Genomic DNA, 22,392 nt, shown 5'->3' with positions numbered 1-22,392 from the left:
GCGTCGCGGTTGACGCGGATGGTCGGCGACACGATGTCACGCTGAGGCCAAGCTTTCGCGCTTTTCTCCGCCCTTGTTCGAACGGATACCGGATCAAGACATGGCCGCAAGGCTTCGCAGGGTTATGACGGGCCTTCTCGTCGTCGGGCTCGGTGCCGGCGCCTATGTCGCGCTGGACCGGGGCACCGACCGCTCGGATGCGGCCGTGCTGGCGCCCGCCGCGCGCGAGACGGGACCGATCGAACTCGCCGCCTTCGAGGTCGAAACGCTGGCGGCGCGGGACTTTGCCCGCACCGTCGCGGTCTCGGGCCCCGCCCGGCCGATCCGCCGCGCCGTGGTGACGGCCGAGGTTTCCGGTCGCCTCTCCCAGGTGACGGTCGAGGTGGGGCAGGCGGTGAAATCCGGCGAGGTTCTGGCGCGGTTCGACGAGACGCTTCTGCGCTCGGCGCTTGCGGCGCGGGAGGCGACGTTGGAGGCCCGGCGCTCCGAGATCAAGCTGGCGGAATGGACGCTGGAGCGGCGCCAGCAGCTGGGCACGCGCGGAATTACGTCGGACGCCGATCTTCTGAGCGCGCAGTCGCAGCTTCTCAACCTGCAGGCCCAGGCCCGCGCGCTGGAGGCCGAGGTCGCCGACGCGCGTAAGGCGCTGGACGATGCGGTCGTGACCGCCCCGTTCGACAGCGTCGTCGCCGCGCGGCCGGTGGAGCCCGGCCAGACGGTCGCCGTGAACACCGAGCTTCTTCAGCTTGTCGACCTTTCCACGATCGAGGTCGCCGCCAGCGTGCCGACGAGCCGGATCGGCGAGATCGCGGTCGGCCAGACGGCGCGTCTGCGCTTCGAGGGCGCCGACGATCGACTGTTCGAAGGCCGCGTGTCGCGCATCGCGCCGGAAGCCGAGGCCAGTTCGCGCGCCATCACCGTCTTCGTGACGATCCCGAACCCCGACGGCGCCATCCGCGGCGGCATGTTCGCGGTCGGCGAGATCGCGGTCGAGGCGATGGACAAGGTCGTCGCCGTTCCGCCCGCCGCCATCCGGCAGGATGAGGCAGGCGCCTTCGTGCTGGCGGCGGAGGGCGGAAAGCTGGAGCGCCGCGCCGTTGAGGCCGGCGCCACGCTGCCGCGCGAGGGGCTGGTCGTCGTCACCACGGGCGTCTCGCCCGGCGACACGGTGGTGGTCGCGCCGCTGCCCGATCTCAAGGCGGACACGGCGGTGACGATCGAGGGCGACGGCCCCGCATGATCCTTACCCGCATCAGCGTCGCCCATCCGGTCTTCGCCACGATGATGATGGCGGCGATCGTGGTGATCGGCCTGTTTTCCTATGGGCGGCTCGGCCTCGACCAGTTTCCGGACGTCGACCTGCCGGTCGTCGTGGTCACCACGACCTATTCCGGCGCCTCGCCCGAAACGGTCGAGTCCGAGATCACCCGGCCCGTCGAGCAGGCGGTGAACACGATCGGCGGCGTCGATCGCGTGACCTCGCAGAGCTTCGAGGGCCGCTCGCTGGTCATCGTCGAATTCACGCTCGACACGGACTCGCGCACCGCCGCGCAGGAGGTGCGCGACCGTGTTTCGCGCCTCGAAGCGGGCTTTGCCGACGGTATCGACACGCCGCAGGTGACGCGCTTCAACCCGGACGACCAGCCGATCCTCTCGTTGGCCGTCTCGTCGGCGACGAAGACGCTGCCGGAACTGACAACCCTGGCCGATCAGGTCATCACCCGCCGCCTCAACACCGTGCCGGGCGTCGGCCAGACGGCGATCGTCGGGGGCGCCGAGCGGCAGATCCAGGTCCTGCTCGACCCCGAGCGCATGGAGGCCTTCGGCGTGGCGCCCGGCACCGTGATGGACGCCATCCGCCGGGAGAACCAGGATATCGCGGCCGGTACGCTCACGGCGGGCATCACCGGCCGCAACGTCACGGTGGAAGGACGCATCACGGATGCCGCCGGGTTCGAGCGAATCATCGTGAAGTCCGACGAGGGCGCGCCGATCCGGCTCGCCGATGTCGCGACGGTGCGCGAGGCGGGCGCCGAACTGACGAGCCGCGCGGCCTATCGCGGCGTGCCGGCGCTCGGCGTCGATGTCGTGAAGGTGCAGGACACCAATACGGTGGCGGTCGCCCGCGCGCTGAGGGCCGAGATCGAGACCCTGAAGGCCGAGCTGGCGGGGCAGGGGGTGGATCTCGCGATCTCCCGCGACAACTCGCGCTCGATCGCCGCGCAGGTCGCCGACGTGCAGCGCACACTGATCGAGGGGGCGCTGCTCACCGTCGCGATCGTCTTCCTGTTCCTGAACTCCTGGCGCTCGACCGTCATCACCGGACTGACGCTGCCGATCTCGGTGATCGGCACGTTCGCAGTCATTCATGCTCTCGGCTTCACGCTCAACACGATGACGCTTCTGGCGCTCTCGCTCGCCATCGGCATCCTGATCGACGACGCCATCGTGGTGCGCGAGAACATCACGCGGCACCTCCACATGGGCAAGTCGCACCGGCAGGCGGCGATCGACGGCACCGAGGAGATCGGCCTCGCGGTGCTGGCCACGACCCTCTCCATCGTCGCCGTGTTCCTGCCCGTGGCCTTCATGGGCGGCATCATCGGTCGTTTCTTTCTCGAGTTCGGCGTCACCGTCGCGGTCGCCGTCCTGATCTCGCTCTTCGTCTCCTTCACGCTGGATCCCATGCTCTCCAGCGTCTGGTACGATCCCGCCTCGCAGCCCGATGCCAGGCGCGGGCCGCTCGGCCGGCTGGTCGCGCGGTTCGATCGCGGGTTCGAGCGGACCGCCGCGCGCTATGCGTCCGTGATCCGCTGGACGTTTCGCCACCGCATCCTGACGCTCGGTGCGATCCTTCTGACCTTCGGCATCAGCCTCGCGCTCGTGCCGCGCATCGGCGCGGAATTCGTGCCCGCCGGCGATCTCGGCGAGTTCACGGTGTCGATCGAGACGCCGGAGGGCTCATCGCTCGACTACACCGCGCGCAAGGTCTCGCAGGTCGAGCGCGTGCTGGCCGGTGTGCCGGAGATCGCGACCTACTACTCCACGGTGAATGCTGCCGCCGCGCGCGGCTTCAACTCCGCGACGGTCGCCGTCACGCTGAAGCCGATCGCCGAGCGCACGCGCGCCACGATGGATCTCGCCGAGCCCCTGCGCGAGCGCCTGTCGCGCATCGCCGGGCTGACCGTCTCGGTCAACCAGCCTTCGCTCGGCGGCGGGGGCGGCGGCGCGAACGCCAAGCCGCTGCAGGTCTCGGTGCTCGGCGAGGGCGAGGCGGAACTGAAGCGCCTGTCGGACGAGATCATGGCGCGGCTGCGGGCCATCCCCGGCGCCGTCGAGATCGAGTCCTCGCTCGACGACGAGCAGCCGACGCTCGCCGTGCGCGTGCGCCAGGAGGCGGCGAGCGATCTCGGCGTGTCGCTGCAGGCGATCGGTGACACGCTGCGCCCGCTCGTGGCGGGCGACGCGATCTCGGTCTGGAACGCGCCGGACGGCGAGACCTACGACGTCCTCGTGCGCCTGCCGGAAGCGGGACGCGAGCGCGCGGGGCAACTCGGCGAGTTGCGCGTCGCTTCCAGCCGGCAGGACGCGAACGGCCGGCCGATCCTCGTCTCGCTCGATCAGGTGGCCGATGTCGTCGACAGCGTGGCGCCCTCGTCGATCAACCGGCGCGACCTGTCGCGCGAAGTGCGTATCTCGGCCAATGTCGAGGGACGCGCGCTCGGCGAGGTGGTGGCTGACCTCCAGCGCGAGATCGCGGGCCTGACGCTGGCGCCGGGATACCGCGTCACCTTCGGCGGCGAGGCCGAGAACATGGCCGAGAGCTTCGGATACGCCATCCAGGCTTTGGGGCTCGCGGTGATCTTCATCTACCTGATCCTCGCCTCGCAGTTCGGCTCCTTCCTCCAGCCGCTGGCGATCATGACCTCGCTGCCCCTGTCTCTGATCGGCGTCCTTCTCGGTCTGCTCGCGACGGGGTCGACCCTCAACATGTTCTCGATCATCGGCTTCATCATGCTGATGGGCCTCGTGACCAAGAACGCGATTCTCCTGGTCGACTATTCCAATCAGGCGCGCGCCCGCGGTCTGTCGCTGCGCGACAGCCTCGCCGAGGCGGGGCAGGTGCGCCTGCGCCCGATCGTGATGACGACGCTCGCCATGATCTTCGGCATGATGCCGCTCGCGCTCGGGCTCGGCGAGGGCGGCGAGCAGCGCGCGCCGATGGCCCATGCGGTGATCGGCGGGCTCCTGTCGTCCACCGTCCTCACGCTGATCTTCGTACCGGTGGCGCTGACCTATCTCGACGGGTTGGCGCGGCGCCTGCGACCGTTCCTGCCGCGCTCGGCCGACGATGCCCATCGGAAAGAAGCGCCCCATCCTGCCGAATAGGCGGGGCGGGGCCGGACGTTCCGCGCAAAGGGGCGATCGCGCAACGGAATGATCTTGTGCTTTCCGGTCTCTGCCGTTGAGATGGCGGGATCGGGAGCGGCGCTCCCATCGCGGTCCGCCGGGGCGGACGACAGGAGACGCGCATGATCCGCAACGCATCGATCGCCATCGCCGCCCTCTCGCTGGGCCTCGGCGCCGCCGGGGTGGCACAGGCCGCCGATCCCGCCTCCTGCAAGACCGTGCGCATGTCCGATCCCGGCTGGAGCGACATCACGTCGACCAACGCGCTCGCAGGCGTCGTCCTGAAGGGCCTCGGCTACGACCAGAAGGTCGAGACGCTGGGCGTGCCGGTCGGCTATCAGGCGCTCGCCAACAAGCAGACCGACGTCTTTCTCGGCAACTGGATGCCCGCCCAGACGAAGTTCCGCCAGCAGCTGGAGGTGGACGGCACCGCCGAGGAGCTGACGCGCAACCTAACCGGCGCCAAGTTCACCCTCGCCGTGCCGAACTACGTCGCCGAGGCCGGCGTCAAGGACGTGAAGGATCTGGCGACCAACGCCGACAAGTTCGGCAAGGAAATCTACGGCATCGAGCCGGGCGCGCCGGCCAATATCAACATCCAGTCGATGATCGATGCCCCGAACTACGGGCTCGCGGGCTGGAAGCTGGTGGATTCGAGCGAGCAGGGGATGCTGTCGCAGGTGCAGCGCGCCGAACGGTCCAAGAACTGGGTCGTCTTCCTCGGCTGGGCGCCGCACCCGATGAACAACATGGGCATCACCTACCTGTCGGGCGCCGACGAGTTCTTCGGCCCGAACTTCGGCGGCGCCGAGGTCTTCACGCTGGCCCGCGCCGGCTACAAGACCGAATGCCCGAACGCGGCCAAGCTCTTCGGCCAGATGGTCTTCACGGTCGAGCAGGAGAACCAGATCATGGCAGCGCTCGCCGACGGCACTGATCCGGCCAAGGCCGCCAAGGACTGGCTGAAGGCGAACCCCGGCGTTCTCGACGGCTGGCTCGCGGGCGTCGAGACGCTCGACGGTCAGCCGGGCCTTGCCGCCGTGAAGGCGAGCGTCGAGGGCTGACGCCGCATCCGGCTTGACGGATCGGGGCTGTCGCGGTCAATGCCGCGGCAGCCCCTGCATCCTTCTGGCGAGCGCGACATGCTTCAGAGCCGGCCCAACTTCCTCATCGTCATGGTGGACCAGCTCAACGGCACGCTGTTTCCCGACGGCCCGGCGCGCTTCCTCCATGCGCCCAACCTCAAGGCGCTGGCGGCCCGTTCGGCGCGCTTCGTCAACACCTATACCGCGAGCCCGCTCTGCGCGCCGGCGCGCGCCTCGTTCATGAGCGGGCAGCTGCCCTCGAAGACGCGCGTCTACGACAACGCCGCCGAGTTCGCCTCCGACATTCCGACCTTCGCCCACTACCTGCGGCGCGCCGGCTACCGCACCACGCTGTCGGGCAAGATGCACTTCGTCGGGCCGGACCAGCTCCACGGCTTCGAGGAGCGGCTGACGACCGACGTCTATCCCGCCGACTTCGGCTGGACGCCGGACTATCGCAAGCCCGGCGAGCGCATCGACTGGTGGTACCACAACCTCGGCTCCGTCACGCATGCCGGCGTCGCCGAGATCACCAACCAGCTGGAATACGACGACGAGGTCGCCCACCATGCCGCGGCCCGGCTCTACGACCTGTCGCGGCGCAACGACGACCGGCCCTTCTGCCTCACGGTCTCCTTCACCCATCCGCACGACCCCTACGTCGCGCGCCGCCGGTTCTTCGATCTCTACCGCAACTCGCCGGCGCTCCTCCCGGCGGTCGAGCGGATCGAGTTCGCCGACCAGGATCCGCATTCGCAGCGCCTGATGATGGCCTGCAACGACCACGAGTACCGCATCGCGGACGACATGATCGCCCGCTCGCGGCAGGCCTATTTCGCCAATATCAGCTATATTGACGAGAAGGTCGGCGAGCTCGTCGACATCCTCGAGCGCACGCGCATGCTGGAGGACACGATCATCCTCTTCGTGTCCGACCACGGCGACATGCTCGGCGAGCGCGGGCTCTGGTTCAAGATGAACTTCTTCGAGGGCTCGGCCCGCGTGCCGCTGATGATCTCGGCGCCCGGCCTGCCGCCCGGCCCCTACACGCAGCCGGTCTCGACCCTCGACGTCCTGCCGACGCTGGCGGAGCTTGCCGGGATCGACCTGTCGGACGGCGCGGAATGGCTCGACGGCATCTCGCTGATGGACACGGCGCGGCGGGGGGAACGGGCCCGATCGGTGCCGATGGAGTACGCCGCCGAAGGCTCGATCGCGCCGATGGTGGCGATCCGGCGCGGCCGGTGGAAGTTCACGCGCTCGGCGGCCGATCCCGACCAGCTCTTCGACCTCGCGGACGATCCGTCCGAGCTTCGCGACCTCGCCGCGGACCCCGACCATGCTGAGATGCTCGCTGCCTTCGACGCCGAGGCGACTCGCCTTTGGAACCTGCGCGCCTTCGACCGCGACGTGCGCCAGAGCCAGGCCCGGCGCCTCGTCACCTACGAGGCGCTGCGCAACGGCGCCTACTACCCGTGGGACTTCCAGCCGCTCCAGAAAGCGTCCGAGCGCTACATGCGCAACCACATGGACCTCAACATTCTGGAGGACTCGCAGCGCTTTCCGCGGGGCGAGTGAGCGCACGAGGTGCGTGTGGAAGACGGAAAACGAAGGCGTGATAAGGCTTTGCACTGTCATGGAACCATCGTAAGTTCGACATGCGACTGTTGGTTCGCGCCGCTAGGAGGGCGGTGACGGACCGTGGCCATCAAGGCCCGGCGCTGGGAGCCTATCGCGATGACCAAGACGACCGCCGCCGCTGCGACCCTCGTGGCCGCCCTTTTCGCCTCGACCGCCACCATGGCGCAGACCGAGATCCAGTGGTGGCACGCCATGTCGGGCGCCAACAACGACGTGGTCGAGCAGCTCGCCAAGGAGTTCAACGAGAAGCAGTCGGACTACAAGATCACGCCGGTCTTCAAGGGCACGTACCCGGAGACGCTGAACGCCGGCATCGCCGCGTTCCGCGCCCGCCAGGCCCCCGCCATCATCCAGATCTTCGACGCCGGCACCGGCGTCATGATGGGTGCCGAGGGCGCGATCAAGCCTGTGGCCGAGGTGCTCGGCCAGAGTTTCGACAAGTCGAAGTACCTGCCGGGCATCGTGTCCTACTATTCCAAGCCCGACGGGACGATGCTGAGCTTCCCGTACAACTCGTCCTCGCCGATCATGTATTACAACAAGGACGCCTTCCAGAAGGCGGGCCTCGACGTCGACAACCCGCCCAAGACCTGGCCGGAGGTGTTCGACGCCGCGAAGAAGATCAAGGCGTCGGGCGCCGCCCCATGCGGCTTCACCTCGACCTGGCTGACCTGGATCCAGACCGAGAACTTCGCCGCCTGGAACAACGTGCCCTACGGCACCAACGAGAACGGTCTCGCCGCCCTCGACGTGAAGCTTGAGGTGGATGCCCCGATCTTCGTCGAGCATTTCCAGGCGATCGCCGACCTCGCAAAGGACGGCACGTTCCGCTACGGCGGCCGCACGTCGGAGGCCAAGCAACTGTTCCTGTCGGGCGAGTGCGCGATGCTGACCGAATCGTCCGGCGGCCTCGGCGACGTCGTGAAGTCCGGCATGAACTACGGCACCGGACAGCTTCCCTACGACCCGAAGGGCAACGGCGCGCCGCAGAACACGATTCCGGGCGGCGCCAGCCTCTGGGTCTTCGGCGGCAAGTCCGACGAGGAATACAAGGGTGTCGCCGCCTTCTTCGAGTTCCTGTCGCAGACCGACATCCAGTCGCGCCTGCATCAGGTCTCCGGTTACCTCCCGGTGACGCTTGCCGCCTACGAGGCAACGAAGGCGTCCGGCTTCTACGAGAAGAACCCGGCCCGCGAGATTCCGATCCAGCAGATGATGGGCAAGACCCCGACCGAGAACTCCAAGGGCGTGCGTCTGCCGAACCTGCCGCAGGTGCGCGACATCATGAACGAGGAGTTCGAGGCGATGCTCAACGGCAGCCAGGACGCCAAGACGGCGCTCGGCAAGATTGTCGAGCGCGGCAACGCGGCGATCGCGCAGGCCGCCGGCCAGTAAGCGGCCGCATCGCCGACCCTCACCCTCAAGGCGCCTCGCCGTTCGCGGCGGGGCGCGCTCATGTCATGCTCGGGGCGGCCGTTTGAACACCCGCGTCACCTTTCCCAACAAGCTTCTGCCCTACCTGCTGCTCGCGCCGCAGGTTCTGGTGACGCTCGTCTTCTTCTACTGGCCGGGGGCGCAGGCGCTCTACCAGTCCGTCCTGCGCGAGGACGCGTTCGGCCTGAAGACCGAGTTCGTCGGCCTTGCCAACTTCCGGCAGGTGCTGAGCGATCCCGGCTATCTCCACGCGCTGAAGACGACCGTGTTCTTCAGCCTGTCGACCGCGGTGCTGGCGATGGGTCTCGCGCTGCTGCTCGCGACGTCGGCCGAGAAGGTGCTGCGCGGCAAGGCGTTCTACCGCACGCTTCTGATCTGGCCCTATGCGGTCGCGCCCGCGATCGCCGGCATGCTCTGGCTCTTCATGTTCAACCCGACGATGGGCACCTTCGCCTACATGCTGCGCGCGGCGGGCTACGGCTGGGACCCGCTCCTGAAGGGCGAGCAGGCGATGGGACTGGTGATCGTCGCCGCGGCCTGGAAGCAGATCTCCTACAACTTCCTGTTCTTCGTCGCCGCCCTCCAATCGATCCCGCGCTCGCTCATCGAGGCGGCGGCGATCGACGGGGCGAGGGGGCCGAAGCGCTTCTGGACCATCGTCTTCCCGCTGATCGCGCCGACGACCTTCTTCCTCCTCGTCGTCAACACCGTCTACGCCTTCTTCGACACGTTCGGCATCATCGATTCGGTGACGGGGGGCGGTCCGGCCAAGGCGACGGAGACGCTCGTCTACAAGGTCTACACGGACGGCTTCGTGAACCTCAATCTCGGCGCCTCGGCCGCGCAGTCGGTGATCCTGATGGCGATCGTCGTGGCGCTCACCGCCTTCCAGTTCCGCTTCGTTGAGCGGCGCGTGCATTACGGGTAAGGCGATGATCGAGAACCGCCCCTTCGCCACCGCGCTCGCGCACTGCGTCCTGATCGTCGGCGTCCTGATCGTCGCCTTCCCGATCTATTATACGTTCGTCGCCTCGACGCTGTCGGTGCCCGAGATCCTGCGCCCGCCGCTGCCGCTTTTGCCGGGAGACCGGTTCGCCGAGAACTACGGCGAGGCGCTCTTCGGCGGCGTCGGGCGGATCGGCGGCGTCGGCGTGTGGACGCTGCTCTTCAATACGTTCGTGATGGCCATGGGCATCGCGCTCGGCAAGATCGTGATCTCGCTCCTGTCGGCCTTCGCGATCGTGTTCTTCCGCTTTCCCTTCCGGATGGCCTTCTTCTGGCTGATCTTCATGACGCTGATGCTGCCCGTCGAGGTGCGCATCCTGCCGACCTACAAGGTGATGGTGGATCTCGGTCTGATCGACACCTATGCCGGCCTCATCCTGCCGCTGGTCGCTTCCGCGACGGCGACGCTGCTCTTCCGCCAGTTCTTCCTGACCATTCCGGGGGAACTGGTCGAGGCGGCGCGCGTCGACGCGGCGGGGCCGATGCGTTTCTTCAAGGACATCCTCCTGCCCCTGTCGAAGACCAACATCGCGGCGCTCTTCGTCATCCTCTTCATCTACGGCTGGACGCAGTATCTCTGGCCGCTCCTCGTCACCAACGACAACTCCATGAACACGATCGTCATCGGCCTGAGGAAGATGATCTCCTTCGCCGACGCCGACACGCCCTGGAATCTCGTCATGGTGACGGCGATCCTCGCCATCGTGCCGCCCGTCCTCGTGGTGGTGCTGATGCAGCGCTGGTTCGTCAAAGGTCTCGTGGAATCGGAAAAGTAATGGCCTCGATTACGCTCCAAGACGTCCGCAAGACCTATCCGAACGGGCAGGAGGCGGTGAAGGGCATCTCGCTCGACATCGCCGACGGCGAGTTCGTGGTCCTGGTCGGCCCGTCCGGCTGCGGCAAGTCCACGCTCCTGCGCATGGTGGCGGGGCTGGAGACGATCACCGGCGGCGAGGTGCGGATCGGCGACCGGCGGGTCAACGATCTCGAACCGGCCGATCGCGACATCGCGATGGTCTTCCAGAACTACGCGCTCTACCCGCATATGAGCGTGCGCCAGAACCTTGCCTACGGCCTGAAGAACCGGAAGATGCCGGCCACCGAGATCGAGCGGCGCATCGGCGATGCGGCGCGCGCGCTGGAGATCGAGACCTATCTCGACCGCAAGCCAGGCCAACTGTCTGGCGGCCAGCGCCAGCGTGTCGCCATGGGGCGTGCGATCGTGCGCGAGCCCGCCGCCTTCCTCTTCGACGAGCCGCTGTCCAACCTCGACGCCAAGCTGCGCGTCTCCATGCGCGCCGAGATCCGACGCCTGCAGAAGCGGCTGCGCACGACCAGCCTCTACGTCACCCACGACCAGCTCGAGGCGATGACGCTGGCGGACCGGCTGGTGGTGCTGAACGGGGGTCAGGTCGAGCAGGTCGGCACGCCGATCGAGGTCTACGAGCGGCCGGCCTCCTTGTTCGTCGCAAGCTTCATCGGCTCGCCGGCCATGAACCTCGTGCCGCTCGCCGAGGCGCTGAAGATCGAGGGCATGGACCGGGCGTTGGGGGCCGCGCCGGGCAGGACCGAAGTGCTCGGCATCCGGCCAGAGCATGTCGCGATCGTGGAGGGTCCGGGCGACGGTCGCCCCTTCGCCGACGTCACGCTCAGCGCCATCGAGCGGGTCGGGGCGGAAACCTACCTCTACGGCGCATTGCCGGCGGGCGGTCCCGACATCGCGCTGCGCACCGCCGGGCATGTGCGCAAGGATCTCGGCGAGACGGTGCGGATCGGCTTCGATCCGGCGGCCCTCCACCGCTTCTCCGCCGAGACGGGACGACGCGTTGCCTAACATCTGGGCAGCGGCTGCGGATTCTTTGAACTTGCCGCATTCGTCCTATTCCCATATGTAAGGGCCATCGCCGCTTGCGGGAGAGACCGGCCGAAAGGCCGGCGCCGAAGGAGCAACCGCCCCGGAAACTCTCAGGCAAAAGGACCGCGCGGCGCAAACCATATCCGGAGAGTGACGGCCGATTTCGGTCGTCCGCCGAAGGAGAAAGCGGACGTGGGAATGCTTCCCCGCCGTGAAACTCTCAGGCCAGTGACGGAGGGGCACGAAGGCAACCCGCAACAGTGCGGGGAAAGGACCTGTCGTGACCTCAGTGGCCGTCATCGGCGCCGGCATCACCGGCATCACCACCGCATACAAGCTCCTCTCGCAGGGCCTCGACGTGACGGTCTTCGACCGGAACGCCTACTCGGCCATGGAGACCTCGTTCGCCAACGGCGGCCAGCTCTCGGCCTCGAACGCCGAGGTCTGGAACTCGCCGTCGACCTTCATCAAGGGCATCAAGTGGATGCTCAAGAAGGACGCGCCGCTTCTCGTCCATCCTGCGCCGACCTGGCACAAGCTGTCCTGGATGGCCGAGTTCGTGCTGGCCGCGCGCTCCTACGAGGAGAACACCGTCGCGACCGTGAAGCTCGCGATCGCCGCCCGGCAGCATCTCATCGAGATGGCCGAGCGTGAGGGCTTCGAGTTCGACCTCGTCAAGCGCGGCATCCTGCATGTCTATGAATCGAAGTCCGAGTTCGAGCACGCCGCGCGCGTCAGCCAGCTCTACGCCAAGGGCGGTCTCGAGCGGCGGACCCTGACCGACGCCGAGATCCATGCGATCGAGCCGGCGCTCGCCGGCACGTTCCACGGCGGCTTCTTCACCGAGTCGGACTTCACGGGCGACATCCACAAGTACACGCGCGGCCTTGCCGACGCCGTGGTGCGTCGTGGCGGCAAGATCCGCTACGAGGCGGACGTGACGCGGCTTTCGACGCGCACGGAGGGCGGCGCTGCCGTCTTCTCGCGCACCGTCGGCCACGAGGGCGAGCCGGTCCGCGAGGACTTCGACGCCGTGGTCGTGTGCGCCGGCGTCGCCAGCCGCCGCTTCGCCAGCCAGCTCGGCGACCGCGTGAACGTCTACCCGGTCAAGGGCTACTCGATCACCGTGAACCTCACCGACGAGGCGAGCCGCGAGGGAGCGCCCTACGTGTCGCTCCTCGACGACAAGGCGAAGATCGTGACGAGCCGGCTCGGCGCGGACCGGCTGCGCATCGCGGGCACGGCGGAGTTCGCGGGCGAGAACCGCGACATCCGTATGGACCGCATCAAGCCGCTGGTCGACTGGTGCCGCCATCGCTTCCCCGGCGTCTCGACCGCCTCGGTCGTGCCCTGGGCGGGCCTGCGTCCGATGATGCCGGACATGATGCCCCGCGTCGGCCGCGGTAAGGCGAAGGGCGTCTACTACAACACCGGCCACGGCCATCTCGGCTGGACGCTGTCGGCGATCACCGCCGACACGATCGCGGCCGAAGTCGCGGGCGACTACGCGGCCGCCGGCGTCTCCGTACGGCCTGAGCTGAAGCCGGTGCCCGCCGTGCGCGCCGAAGCCGAGCGCCTGACCGAAGCGGCCTGACGCTGGACGACTGACATAAGGGGCCGGTCTCCCACGGGGGACCGGCCCCTTTTTCGTTTCAGGCGAGAGCCGTCTCGAACCCGCCGCCCGACAGGCTCATTTGGACGATGCGCAGTGCGTCGGCCGGCGCGGTCGCGGGCCACCGAGCCGCGAGGAACTGCGTGCGCGGCAGCCGCTTGATGTTGACCGCATCGCTCTGGTTGCCGCCCAGCACATAAAGACCTGTATCGTCCTCCCCGGCGTAGAAGCCGACATGGCCCTTGCCGCTGGCGCGGCTTTCCCGCCAGAAGACGAGGATGCTCCCGAGCCCCGGCCGACAGTCGGAGCCGAACCGCGCCCAGTTGCGGGCGCCGAGCGGATGGGCCGGCAGCACCTCGTCCGGAAGCGTGGCGCCGATGCAGTGGGCAACGAAGAGACCGCACCAGGGAATGTCGTCGCCTCGGTAGGGAATGCCGAGCCGCGCCGCCCAGTCCTCGATCACCGGGTTGCTGCCGCGTCCGGCGACCTCGCGCGTGCCCATCAGGCGGCGGGCCTCATCCATCCAGGGGAGGTGGCCAGGGGAGAGCGGTGCCTCGGATCCGAACAGCCGCGCTCGTGTCTGCGGTCCGGCGATCCCGTCCACGGCCAGCATCTGGTCCGTCTGGAACGCGCGGATGGCTGCGATCGTGCGCCGACCCCAGATCCCGTCCGCCGGTCCCGGCTCGTAGCCGCGCTCGATCAGTCGAACCTGGATGCGCATTGTGAGGTCGTTCATGCCGCTGGCCCTTCGCCGGAGTTGGCGGACCGCCGTCGTCCGCTCGTCGTCGGGCATTCTCCCTGCAACCATGGCGAGTGGGGGCTCGGCGGGGGAAATGATGGCCGGCTAAGGGCGATCACGGGTGCAGATCACGGGTAGGCATGCCTGTCGTTTCCCCTATCTTGGGGCTCATGAACCTGCCGCCGCCGCTCGATCCTGCTCGCCACGCGCTCTTTCTCGATTTCGACGGGACGCTGGTTGAACTCGTCGACCGTCCGGAGGATGTGCACATTCCGCCTCACGCGGTGGACAGGCTTGCCGCGATCCAAATCGGTTGCGATGGGGCCTTCGCGCTTCTCAGCGGTCGCCGGATCGCCGATCTCGACCATTTCCTGTCGCCCATGCGCTTCGTCGCCGCCGGCGTGCATGGTCTCGAGCGGCGCGAGGATCCACGAGGCGAGGTCGTGCCTCTGGCGGGCCCGGCGGGTCTCGATGCGATCCGCCTCGTCCTGTCGATCGGCGTCACCGAGGAGCCGCGCCTGCGGCTGGAGGACAAGGGAACCGGGCTGGTGATCCACTACCGCGGCTTTCCCGATCTGGCGCCGGCGGCGCGCGAATTGGTCACCCGCGCCGTACAGGACGAGCCGGGCTTCTCCGTCATGGAGGGCGACAATATCGTCGAGGTGCACCTCGCCGGCATGGACAAGGGCAAGGCGCTCGCCGCCTTCATGACCCACGAGCCGTTCGTCGGGCGCGTGCCGATTTATATCGGCGACGACACAACGGACGAATTCGGCTTTGCGGCCGTGAAGGCGCTGGACGGCATTTCCATCAAGGTGGGTGACGGCCCGAGCGAGGCGGATTTCCGGCTTGCCTGCGTCGATTCCGTCCATCGCTGGCTCGGGGTGGAGCCGGTGTCGGGCGAAGGCAGCATGAAAGAGGCATCGTAGGGATGGCAGGGGACAATCATCGTCTGGTGGTCGTATCCAACCGGGTCGGCCCGCTCAGCGACGAGGGCAAGGCCGGGGGGCTCGCGGTGGGGCTGGCCGATGCGCTCCAACGCCGGGGCGGCCTCTGGTTCGGCTGGAGCGGCGAGATCACGGAAGCAGGCTCGCACAGCGAGCTTCGCGTCGAGGAGCACGGCCACACGGCGCTGAAGACGATCGACCTGTCGGAGGAGGAGATCGAGGGGTTCTACTTCGGCTATGCCAATCGCTCGCTCTGGCCGCTGCTGCACTACCGGCTCGACATCGCCGCCTTCGATCGCGAGTCGGAGCGTGTCTATCGCGCGGTCAACCAGCGGTTCGCCGAGCGGCTGAAGCCGCTGCTCGAAACCGACGATCTCGTCTGGGTCCACGACTACCACTTCTTCTTCCTCGGCCAGGACCTGCGCAAGGCCGGCTACGACGGCCGCCTCGGCTTCTTTCTCCACATTCCCTTCTGCCCGCCGGACATGATGACCGCGCTTCCCGCAAGCCAGGACCTCGTGCGCGCGATGCTCGCCTACGACGTGATCGGCTTCCAGACCGACAACGACCGGCGCAACTTCGTCGACTTCTGCGTTCAGGAGTTCGGCGCCGAGGACCTCGACGGCGATCGCGTGCGCACCTCGGACGGGCGCATCGTGCGCGCCTCCGCGTTTCCGATCGGCATCGACGCCGAGGGCTTTGCCGAGTTCGCCGTCTCCGACGAGGCGCGCGAGCATCAGGCGATGGTCGAGAGCATTTCCCACGGTCGTCACCAGATCGTCGGTGTCGACCGGATGGATTATTCGAAAGGCATTGTGGAGCGCTTCCGCGGCTTCGAGTTGCTTCTGGAGGACAATCCCGATCTGCGCGGCCAGACCCAGTTCCTGCAGGTCGCGCCCGTCTCGCGCGGCGAGGTCGAGGCCTATGCCGACCTGCGGGTCGAACTGGAAGGGCTCGCCGGCAACATCAACGGCCGCTTCGCGACGCTCGACTGGAACCCGATCCAGATCCTCGTCAACGGCTTCACGCGCCGGGCGCTCGCGGGCATCTATCGCGCCGCGCAGATCTGCATGGTGACGCCGCTGCGCGACGGCATGAACCTTGTCGCCAAGGAGTTCGTGGCGGCGCAGGACCGGGCCAATCCCGGCGTGCTCATCCTGTCGCGCTTCGCCGGGGCCCGGGCCGAACTGCCCGAGGCGCTGATCGTCAATCCCTATTCGCCCGACGATCTCGTGCGGGCCCTGAAGCAGGCGCTGACCATGCCGCTCGAGGAGCGCCAGCGCCGGCACGAGGCGATGCGGGCGCGGGTCTTCTCTAACACCGCCCACAACTGGTGCGAGACGTTCCTCGCCGTCCTCGATGCCCCGGCCGAGCGCAACCTTCAACCGCCGTCCTGGTGGGAACGCTTCCGTGCGGGAATGGCTGGGAACTGGTAGCAAATCGATTGAATGGCGGGTTCCGGGCGGCGGGCGCATCGGCTAAACCACCTTCAGCCTCACTCGTCGACGCAAGGACCGGACCGCTCATGACCCAGAAGACCCATGTCCTGATGGACATTCTGACGCGCCAGCCGGTGATGCCGGTGGTCGCGGTCGACAGCGCGGCCGACGGCGTCAAGCTCGCTCGCGCCCTGGCCGCCGGCGGCCTGCCCGGTATCGAGGTGACCCTGCGCACGCCCGCGGCCCTCGACGCCATCAAGGTGATCTCGGCCGAGGTGCCCGAAGCGCTGTGCGGTGCCGGCACGATCCTGACGCCGCGCCAATTCGATCAGGCGGTGGAAGCGGGCGCCCGCTTCATCGTCTCGCCGGGCACGACGCACGAGGTGCTGGATGTCGCGAAGACCTCCGACGTCCCGCTTCTTCCAGGCGCCGCGACGCCGAGCGAGCTGATGGCGATGATCGAGGAGGGCTACGAGATCCTGAAGTTCTTCCCGGCCGAGCAGCTTGGCGGTATCCCCTATCTCAAGGCGCTGGCGCCGGTGTTCCAGGGCATCCGCTTCTGCCCGACGGGCGGCGTCAGCCCGAAGAACGTCGGCGAGTACCTCGCGCTGCCGAACGTCGTCTGCGTCGGCGGCTCGTGGGTCGCGCCGAAGGACTTCGTGTCGGCCGGTCGCTTCGACGAGATCACCGCGCTCGCCCGCGAGGCGGCCGGCCTCGCCCGCTCCTGAGACGATCGGCGCGGCGGCGGGCGTCTGGCCGCCGCGCCCCGCTGTTCCATCTTCCGCAGGACCTTTGACCCCCGGTCCTGCGATTGTTCTTGCCCTCCCTTCCCAGACTGCTTCTCATCCTGTCGCTGGCCGTCGTCCTGTCGGGCTGCTCGGGCGCCGCGTTTCTCAACTCCGTCACCAGCCGCGCCGGCTACGAGACCGTCCGCAACCTTCGCTACATGCCGGGTGATCGCGGGACGTTCGACCTCTACGTCCCGAACGGGGCGGGGCCGGAGACGCCGATCGTCGTGTTCGTCTACGGCGGAAGCTGGGACTCCGGCTCCAAGGCGATCTACCCCTTCGTCGGCCAGTCGCTGGCGTCCGCCGGCTATATCGTCGCGATCCCCGACTATCGCGTCTATCCCGACGTCGTCTTTCCCGGTTTCGTGGAGGATGGCGCGCGCGCCGTCGCGGCGGTCCGGAAGCTCGGCGAGACCGGCGGCGCGGGCGTGGCGGCGGGGCCGCATCCCCTGTTCCTGATGGGCCATTCCGCCGGCGCGCAGATCGCGGCGCTTCTCGCCTACGACAAACGAGATCTTGCCCGCACTGGGGGCGGTCCGATCGCGGGGTTCATCGGGCTGTCCGGCCCTTACGACTTCCTCCCCCTGAAGGAAGAGCGATACAAGCGCATCTTCCCGCCGGCGCTGCGCGAGGCGAGCCAGCCCGTCAACTTTGCCGCGCGCGGCGACCCGCCGACCTTTCTCGCGCACGGCGGCAAGGATACGACCGTCGAGCCCGAGAACATGCGCTCGCTCGCGCGCAAGCTGCGGGGGGGCGGCGTGCCGGTGTCGGAAAATCTCTACCCCGATCTCGACCACATCGGGACCGTCAGCTCGTTCGCCACAGCGCTGCCGCTCGGCGACCGCCAGCTGCGGACGGATGTCCTCCAGTTCCTGAAGGAGCACGCGCGATGAGCACGCACGACCTGTCGCACTGGGAGCCGCGCGAACTGCCCGGACAGTCCGCCATGGCCGGGGAGCACGTCCGGGTCGAGCCGATGCACGACGCGCGCCGCTTCGCCGAGCTTCACGAGGTGTTCGAGGGGCACGACAGGCTGTGGGACTACCTCGCCTACGGACCGTTCGAGACGGCCGAGGCCTTCGGGCGCTTTGCCAACGCCAACTATCTCGGCAGCGATCCGATGTTCCACGCGATCGTGCCCGCGTCGTCCAACCGGGCGGAAGGGGTCGCCGCGCTGATGCGCATCGATCCGGCCAACGGCGTCATCGAGATCGGGCACATCTGCCTGTCGCCCGGCCTGCAGCAGACGCGCGCGGCAACGCAGGCCTTTGCGCTCCTGTTCTCGCGCGTGTTCGACGAGCTCGGCTACCGCCGGCTGGAATGGAAATGCAACGACCAGAACATGCCCTCGAAGCGCGCGGCGGCCCGGCTCGGGTTCACGTTCGAGGGTGTCTTCCGCCAGCACATGGTCACCAAAGGCCGGAACCGGGACACGGCGTGGTTCTCGATCGTCGATGCCGAGTGGCCGAAGGTGAAGGCCGGCTTCGACGCGTGGCTTCAGCCGGAGAACTTCGATGCGAGGGGCCGGCAACGCCGCTCGCTGTCCCAGCTTCGGCCGTAAGGCGAGGCGCCCGTCAGCTGCGGGCGGGAACGATCGTGATCAGCGCGTTGGACGGGTAGATCGACTCGTAGAGCACGCCGTCGCCGGGAATGAATTCCAGCACGGTCTCGCCGCCGCCGTCCGCCATGATCAGTGAGCCGTCGCCGGTAGTCTTCCAGTAGGCGACACGGGCCAGTTCGGGCGAGGCGGCGCAGTCCGGGCCGATCGGGGCGCGGCGGAAGCCGGCAGCGGCGTCGGCCGGGCCGGCGATCTTGCAGGTCGCCCCGTTGCGCAGGTCGATGAGGCGCACGGCCGCCGCCGGCTGCGGGCCGGCCGGTGCGATCGATCCGGTGATCTCGGTGGAGGGGCGCATCAGCGACACCAGGCTCTCGGCGTTCGCATCCGAGCGAGCGGGAAGGTTGGCGAGGATCGTACCGACGAAGCCGACGCCAAGCGCCACGGCTGCAAATCTCATGACCAATCTCCGAATGCGCCGCGTTGCCGAGCGGCACCGAACCCTTGAACGGCCTGCGGCTCCCGGAAAACGAAGGCTTCCGAATGGGCGGAGGGGCAGGCTGACAGAGGGCGAGTATCGCATCGTTAGCCTTACCCGAAGGTTAACGACCGCCAGGGCCTCAGAACGTCGTCTCCAGCCGGATCTGCAGCGAGCGCGTGTCGCCGTCGCCGCCGAAACGGGAGCGGTGTTCGAGGCGCGCGGTCCAGTGCGGCGCGAGTTCGGCCTCGATCTCGGGCGCGATCGTCAGCTCCTGGCTGACGCGGCGACCGAGCGGTCGCGCGCGGGCGATGTCCTGACGCATCTCCAGCCGAAGGGCCGGCGCGATCGTCGCGCCTTGGCGGCGGATGACGCGGCTGGTCTTGACCCCCGTGACGGCCGAGGTGCGGCTCGCCAGGAGCGCACCCGACCAGGCGCCGTCCCTCGGCAGGGCCCGCACGACCGCGCTCTCCATGCGGGCGTAGGGCGACAGGGTCAGCGGACCCACCGCGAAGCGCGAGCCGTAGGTCGCGGTCGCGAACCCCGCCTCGCCCGATGCGATCGGTTGGCCGGCGCCGGTCGCCGAGGTCCGGAGCGGCCCGGCGCCCGCCGTCAGGTCGAGATAGCTGTCCGGCGTCGGCGCGAAGGTGCCGTAGGTCGATAGCGTCGGAAGGTCGAGACTGCCGGCGCCGTCGATGGAGGCGCGGTTGAGGCCGAGCGCCGCGCCGGCCGTCGCGCGGACGGAGAGCGACACGTCGAGGCCCGTCGCGATGTCGGCCCGCGAGCGGCGCGCCGCGATCATGCCGTCCGCTTCGCGACCGAACTCGACGACGCCGCTGCCCCAGACGTCGCCGCTGCCGTCGCTGGTCAGCCGCCGGCTGACCTCGAGTTCGCTGGACGGCGTGGGACGTCCGTCGAAGTCGTTGTCCCAGAACAGCGTCGGCAGGTCGGGCTGCGGAGCATCGAGAAACGGGTCGAGCGTCCGGTCGACCTGGGTCCGGTCGATGCGAAAATCGAGATCGAGTCCCGACATGGCCGTGATGCCGGGATCGCGCACGGCTTCCACCCGCGCGTTGAGGCGTGCGGCTGCGGCAAGCGCGAGGTCGCTGGCGCTGCGAAGGCTGTCTTCGAGCGTCGCGGCCCGAGTCTCGGGCACGGCGACAAGAAAAAGGGCGGCGAGCGCTGCGAGCGTAAGCCCGCGACGCTTTCGTGGCCGGAGAACGGGCATGAACCGTATCCCCCAAGATGATGCTGATGCGAATGATCGCAGTGCAGCATAGTCCGGGGCTGGATCATGCGAAAGGGAGATAAGCCTCCCTTGCGATCACGAAGTCTTGGCGCGCGTCAGTCCGGCCTCGACGCTCTCGGGAACCGGCGTCGGCAGCGGCTCGCCTGCAAACCAGGCGGATAGGTTGTCGGCCACGAGATCGCCCATGGCGCGCCGGGTGTCACGCGAGGCCGAGGCGACGTGCGGCAGGACGACCGCGTTGGGAAGGGCCAGAAGCTCGGCCGGGATGCGCGGCTCGTCGGCGAAGACATCGAGCCCGGCACGCGCGATCGTGCCGTCCTTCAGTGCGGCGATCAGCGCCGGTTCGTCGACGGTAGAGCCGCGTCCGATGTTGATGAAGATGCCGTCGGGCCCGAGCGCGCACAGGACCTCGGCATTGACGGCCTTGTCGGTCGAGGCGCCGCCGGGTGCGGCGACGATCAGGATGTCGACGGCCTTGGCCAGACCCGTGAGCGTGTCGTGATAGGCGTAGGAGACATCGCTCCGCTTCGAGCGGTTATGGTAGGCGACCGAGAGGCCGAAGGCTTCGAGGCGCCGGGCGATGGCAAGCCCGATGCGACCGAGGCCCATGATGCCGACCGTCTTGCCGCGCAGGCTGAAGCGCGTCAGCGGATAGGGGCCCTTGGCCTCCCAGTGGCCGGCACGCGCATGGGCTTCGGCCTGTCCGAGCTCGCGCACCGTCATCAGGAGGAGACCGAGCGTCGTGTCGGCCACCTCCTCCGTCAGGACATCGGGCGTGTTGGTGACGGCGATGCCCTTCGAAGCCGCATAGGCGGCGTCGACGCCATCGTAGCCGACCCCGAAATGGCCGATGATCTCGAGGTTGGGCAGGCCGTCGATCGCCTCGTTCGGGATATGCCCGGCGACCGCCACCGCCCGGATCGCGCCGCGCTCGGCCTCGGGCAGTTCGGCGAGGTCGCGCTTCTCGAGTTTGCGAACGGTGAAGCGGCGCTCCAGTTCGGCGACGCCGTCGGCGTTGAAGGGGCCGAACACGAGGACGGTGGCGTCGTTGGGCTGGGGCACGCGGGCGCTCGCTTTTTGTCAGACGATGGGAAGAGGGGAGTCGGAGCGCACGAGGCTGGATCGGCGCACGCGCAACTCCGGACGGATGAGTTCGAGGCGCTCCTCGGCCGGCGCGCCGTTGAGGCGCGCGAGCAGTGCGCCGGCCGCGCGGTGGCCGACCTCGGCTTGGCCGTTGGCGACCGTGGTCAGCGGCGGCATGGCGATCGCCGCCTCGTCGATGTCGTCGTAGCCGCAGACGGCGATGTCGATGCCCGGCCGCACCCCGGCGCGCGACAGGCCGTACATCAGCCCGAGCGCCACGAGGTCGGAGAAGCAGACCACGGCGCGCGGCGAGCCCGGCAGGGCGAGAAATTCGGCGGCCGCGTCGAAGCCCTGGTGGCGCGAACGGGGCCCCTTGATCCACCAGTCCGGCCGGTACGCGATGCCGGCCTCTTCCAGCGCGTCGCGGTAGCCTTGCGCGCGGTCGCGGCCCGTCGAGGTTTGGTCCGTGCCGCCGACGAGCGCGATGCTGCGGTGGCCTTCCTCGATCAGGTGACGCACGACGAGCGACATGCCGTAGGCGTCGTCGCCGCGGAACGAGGCGACGCCCGACCCCTCGACGGTTCGCGCGATGAGCGCGACCGGCAGGTCGTTGTCCTCGGCAAGGCGGATGTCGGAAGCGGGCGTCCCGATGGCGGGCGACATGATCAGCCCGTCGGCGCCGAGCTGCAGCATCGTGTCGAGGAACGAGCGCTGCTTCGACAGGTCGTCGTAGTGGTTGCACAGAACGAAGGTCTGGCGCTGGCGGTCGAGTTCGTCCTCCACCGCCTTCAGGATTTCACCGTAGAACGGGTTCATGATGTCGTGGACGCAGACGCCGACGATCCCGGACTTCGACGTGCGCAGGCTCGCGGCGCGGCGGTTGTAGATGTAGCCGGAGGTGCGGGCCTCTTCCTTGATGCGCTCGCGTGTGACCTCGGCGACGAGCGGACTGTCGCGCAGCGCGAGCGAGACGGTCGCCGTGGACAGGCCGAGCCGCTCCGCGATCGTCGACAGTTTGACCTTCTGCGCCACCTAGTCCCGTTCCATTCCCACGCGAGAACACCAATCGTTC

19 protein-coding genes and 1 riboswitch are annotated in these 22,392 nt (G+C 68.4%); of the genes, 14 read left to right on the top strand and 5 right to left on the bottom strand.

Features of this window, described 5'->3' with window-relative positions:
- Nucleotides 1-100: 100 nt before the first annotated feature.
- The 9 genes from ASF65_RS12770 to ASF65_RS12730 all read left to right on the top strand — a co-directional run bounded on the left by ASF65_RS12770 (nt 101) and on the right by ASF65_RS12730 (nt 13,024).
- Entirely contained in the window at nt 101-1,240 is a 1,140-nt protein-coding gene (locus ASF65_RS12770) for an efflux RND transporter periplasmic adaptor subunit (RefSeq protein WP_082505531.1), read from the top strand.
- Nucleotides 1,237-4,389, top strand: coding sequence for an efflux RND transporter permease subunit (locus ASF65_RS12765; RefSeq protein ID WP_055889809.1), 3,153 nt, complete (start codon nt 1,237-1,239; stop codon nt 4,387-4,389). The genes ASF65_RS12770 and ASF65_RS12765 overlap by 4 nt, the downstream gene beginning before the upstream one ends.
- Before the next feature lie 143 nt (nt 4,390-4,532).
- The gene (gene choX, locus ASF65_RS12760) at nt 4,533-5,474 is read left to right on the top strand and encodes a choline ABC transporter substrate-binding protein (protein ID WP_055889807.1); all 942 of its coding nucleotides are present in this window, start codon (nt 4,533-4,535) and stop codon (nt 5,472-5,474) included.
- A gap of 78 nt (nt 5,475-5,552) precedes the next feature.
- Nucleotides 5,553-7,073 (top strand): choline-sulfatase, encoded by a 1,521-nt coding sequence (betC, locus tag ASF65_RS12755; protein WP_055889804.1) that lies wholly within the window; start codon nt 5,553-5,555, stop codon nt 7,071-7,073.
- A 159-nt stretch (nt 7,074-7,232) separates the two neighbouring features.
- Nucleotides 7,233-8,531, top strand: a complete 1,299-nt coding sequence (gene ugpB, locus ASF65_RS12750; protein ID WP_055890285.1) for a sn-glycerol-3-phosphate ABC transporter substrate-binding protein UgpB — start codon at nt 7,233-7,235, stop codon at nt 8,529-8,531.
- Nucleotides 8,532-8,613: 82 nt separating this feature from the next.
- On the top strand, nt 8,614-9,498 hold the full coding sequence (gene ugpA, locus ASF65_RS12745) for a sn-glycerol-3-phosphate ABC transporter permease UgpA (RefSeq protein WP_055889801.1): 885 nt from the start codon (nt 8,614-8,616) through the stop codon (nt 9,496-9,498).
- A gap of 4 nt (nt 9,499-9,502) precedes the next feature.
- The gene (gene ugpE / locus ASF65_RS12740; protein ID WP_055889799.1) at nt 9,503-10,351 is read left to right on the top strand and encodes a sn-glycerol-3-phosphate ABC transporter permease UgpE; all 849 of its coding nucleotides are present in this window, start codon (nt 9,503-9,505) and stop codon (nt 10,349-10,351) included.
- Nucleotides 10,351-11,409: a sn-glycerol-3-phosphate import ATP-binding protein UgpC gene (locus ASF65_RS12735; protein ID WP_055889796.1), complete on the top strand. Its 1,059-nt coding sequence runs from the start codon at nt 10,351-10,353 to the stop codon at nt 11,407-11,409. The genes ugpE and ASF65_RS12735 overlap by 1 nt, the downstream gene beginning before the upstream one ends.
- 67 nt (nt 11,410-11,476) lie before the next feature.
- Nucleotides 11,477-11,566: riboswitch (glycine riboswitch) on the top strand.
- 144 nt (nt 11,567-11,710) lie between these two features.
- Nucleotides 11,711-13,024, top strand: coding sequence for a D-amino acid dehydrogenase (locus ASF65_RS12730; protein WP_055889793.1), 1,314 nt, complete (start codon nt 11,711-11,713; stop codon nt 13,022-13,024).
- 58 nt (nt 13,025-13,082) lie between these two features.
- Here ASF65_RS12730 and ASF65_RS12725 read toward each other — a convergent pair whose 3' ends face one another.
- Nucleotides 13,083-13,778: a TIGR02594 family protein gene (locus ASF65_RS12725; protein WP_055889791.1), complete on the bottom strand. Its 696-nt coding sequence runs from the start codon at nt 13,776-13,778 to the stop codon at nt 13,083-13,085.
- Between the two features lie 173 nt (nt 13,779-13,951).
- Between ASF65_RS12725 and otsB the strand changes: the two genes are divergently transcribed.
- From otsB to ASF65_RS12700, 5 genes are all read left to right on the top strand, one after another.
- Nucleotides 13,952-14,710: a trehalose-phosphatase gene (otsB, locus tag ASF65_RS12720; protein WP_055889789.1), complete on the top strand. Its 759-nt coding sequence runs from the start codon at nt 13,952-13,954 to the stop codon at nt 14,708-14,710.
- Nucleotides 14,711-14,712: 2 nt separating this feature from the next.
- Nucleotides 14,713-16,164: a trehalose-6-phosphate synthase gene (locus tag ASF65_RS12715; RefSeq protein WP_055889787.1), complete on the top strand. Its 1,452-nt coding sequence runs from the start codon at nt 14,713-14,715 to the stop codon at nt 16,162-16,164.
- 89 nt (nt 16,165-16,253) lie between these two features.
- Nucleotides 16,254-16,895 carry a 2-dehydro-3-deoxy-phosphogluconate aldolase gene (locus ASF65_RS12710; protein ID WP_055889785.1) on the top strand — a complete coding sequence of 214 codons (642 nt, stop codon included), beginning with the start codon at nt 16,254-16,256 and terminating at the stop codon, nt 16,893-16,895.
- An 89-nt stretch (nt 16,896-16,984) separates the two neighbouring features.
- Nucleotides 16,985-17,848, top strand: coding sequence for an alpha/beta hydrolase (locus ASF65_RS12705; RefSeq protein ID WP_244486649.1), 864 nt, complete (start codon nt 16,985-16,987; stop codon nt 17,846-17,848).
- Entirely contained in the window at nt 17,845-18,516 is a 672-nt protein-coding gene (locus tag ASF65_RS12700; protein WP_055889781.1) for a GNAT family protein, read from the top strand. The genes ASF65_RS12705 and ASF65_RS12700 overlap by 4 nt, the downstream gene beginning before the upstream one ends.
- A gap of 13 nt (nt 18,517-18,529) precedes the next feature.
- On the opposite strand, the gene ASF65_RS12695 is transcribed toward ASF65_RS12700, so the two are convergent.
- From ASF65_RS12695 to ASF65_RS12680, 4 genes are all read right to left on the bottom strand, one after another.
- On the bottom strand, nt 18,530-18,970 hold the full coding sequence (locus ASF65_RS12695; RefSeq protein ID WP_055889779.1) for a hypothetical protein: 441 nt from the start codon (nt 18,968-18,970) through the stop codon (nt 18,530-18,532).
- Between the two features lie 160 nt (nt 18,971-19,130).
- Complete coding sequence (locus ASF65_RS12690; protein WP_055889777.1) at nt 19,131-20,216, bottom strand: autotransporter outer membrane beta-barrel domain-containing protein; 1,086 nt, start codon at nt 20,214-20,216, stop codon at nt 19,131-19,133.
- 96 nt (nt 20,217-20,312) lie between these two features.
- Nucleotides 20,313-21,299 (bottom strand): 2-hydroxyacid dehydrogenase, encoded by a 987-nt coding sequence (locus ASF65_RS12685; RefSeq protein WP_055889773.1) that lies wholly within the window; start codon nt 21,297-21,299, stop codon nt 20,313-20,315.
- 18 nt (nt 21,300-21,317) lie between these two features.
- The gene (locus ASF65_RS12680; RefSeq protein WP_055889770.1) at nt 21,318-22,352 is read right to left on the bottom strand and encodes a LacI family DNA-binding transcriptional regulator; all 1,035 of its coding nucleotides are present in this window, start codon (nt 22,350-22,352) and stop codon (nt 21,318-21,320) included.
- Between the last annotated feature and the right edge of the window lie 40 nt (nt 22,353-22,392).

It is taken from the genome of Aureimonas sp. Leaf324 (genome assembly GCF_001423245.1).
Lineage (GTDB): Bacteria > Pseudomonadota > Alphaproteobacteria > Rhizobiales > Rhizobiaceae > Aureimonas.
The sequence above is the reverse complement of the archived record's forward strand: the minus strand, read 5'-3'. Positions and strand labels throughout refer to the sequence as shown.

What these genes read in the sequence shown, in the direction of transcription:
- otsB (WP_055889789.1), top strand. Translation starts at nt 13,952, where the DNA reads ATGAACCTGCCGCCGCCGCTCGATCCTGCTCGCCACGCGCTCTTTCTC.
- ASF65_RS12725 (WP_055889791.1), bottom strand. Translation starts at nt 13,778, where the DNA reads ATGAACGACCTCACAATGCGCATCCAGGTTCGACTGATCGAGCGCGGC.
- ugpB (WP_055890285.1), top strand. Translation starts at nt 7,233, where the DNA reads ATGACCAAGACGACCGCCGCCGCTGCGACCCTCGTGGCCGCCCTTTTC.
- ASF65_RS12735 (WP_055889796.1), top strand. Translation starts at nt 10,351, where the DNA reads ATGGCCTCGATTACGCTCCAAGACGTCCGCAAGACCTATCCGAACGGG.
- ASF65_RS12770 (WP_082505531.1), top strand. Translation starts at nt 101, where the DNA reads ATGGCCGCAAGGCTTCGCAGGGTTATGACGGGCCTTCTCGTCGTCGGG.
- ASF65_RS12765 (WP_055889809.1), top strand. Translation starts at nt 1,237, where the DNA reads ATGATCCTTACCCGCATCAGCGTCGCCCATCCGGTCTTCGCCACGATG.
- ASF65_RS12690 (WP_055889777.1), bottom strand. Translation starts at nt 20,216, where the DNA reads ATGCCCGTTCTCCGGCCACGAAAGCGTCGCGGGCTTACGCTCGCAGCG.
- ASF65_RS12700 (WP_055889781.1), top strand. Translation starts at nt 17,845, where the DNA reads ATGAGCACGCACGACCTGTCGCACTGGGAGCCGCGCGAACTGCCCGGA.
- ugpE (WP_055889799.1), top strand. Translation starts at nt 9,503, where the DNA reads ATGATCGAGAACCGCCCCTTCGCCACCGCGCTCGCGCACTGCGTCCTG.
- choX (WP_055889807.1), top strand. Translation starts at nt 4,533, where the DNA reads ATGATCCGCAACGCATCGATCGCCATCGCCGCCCTCTCGCTGGGCCTC.
- betC (WP_055889804.1), top strand. Translation starts at nt 5,553, where the DNA reads ATGCTTCAGAGCCGGCCCAACTTCCTCATCGTCATGGTGGACCAGCTC.
- ASF65_RS12695 (WP_055889779.1), bottom strand. Translation starts at nt 18,970, where the DNA reads ATGAGATTTGCAGCCGTGGCGCTTGGCGTCGGCTTCGTCGGTACGATC.
- ASF65_RS12710 (WP_055889785.1), top strand. Translation starts at nt 16,254, where the DNA reads ATGACCCAGAAGACCCATGTCCTGATGGACATTCTGACGCGCCAGCCG.
- ASF65_RS12715 (WP_055889787.1), top strand. Translation starts at nt 14,713, where the DNA reads ATGGCAGGGGACAATCATCGTCTGGTGGTCGTATCCAACCGGGTCGGC.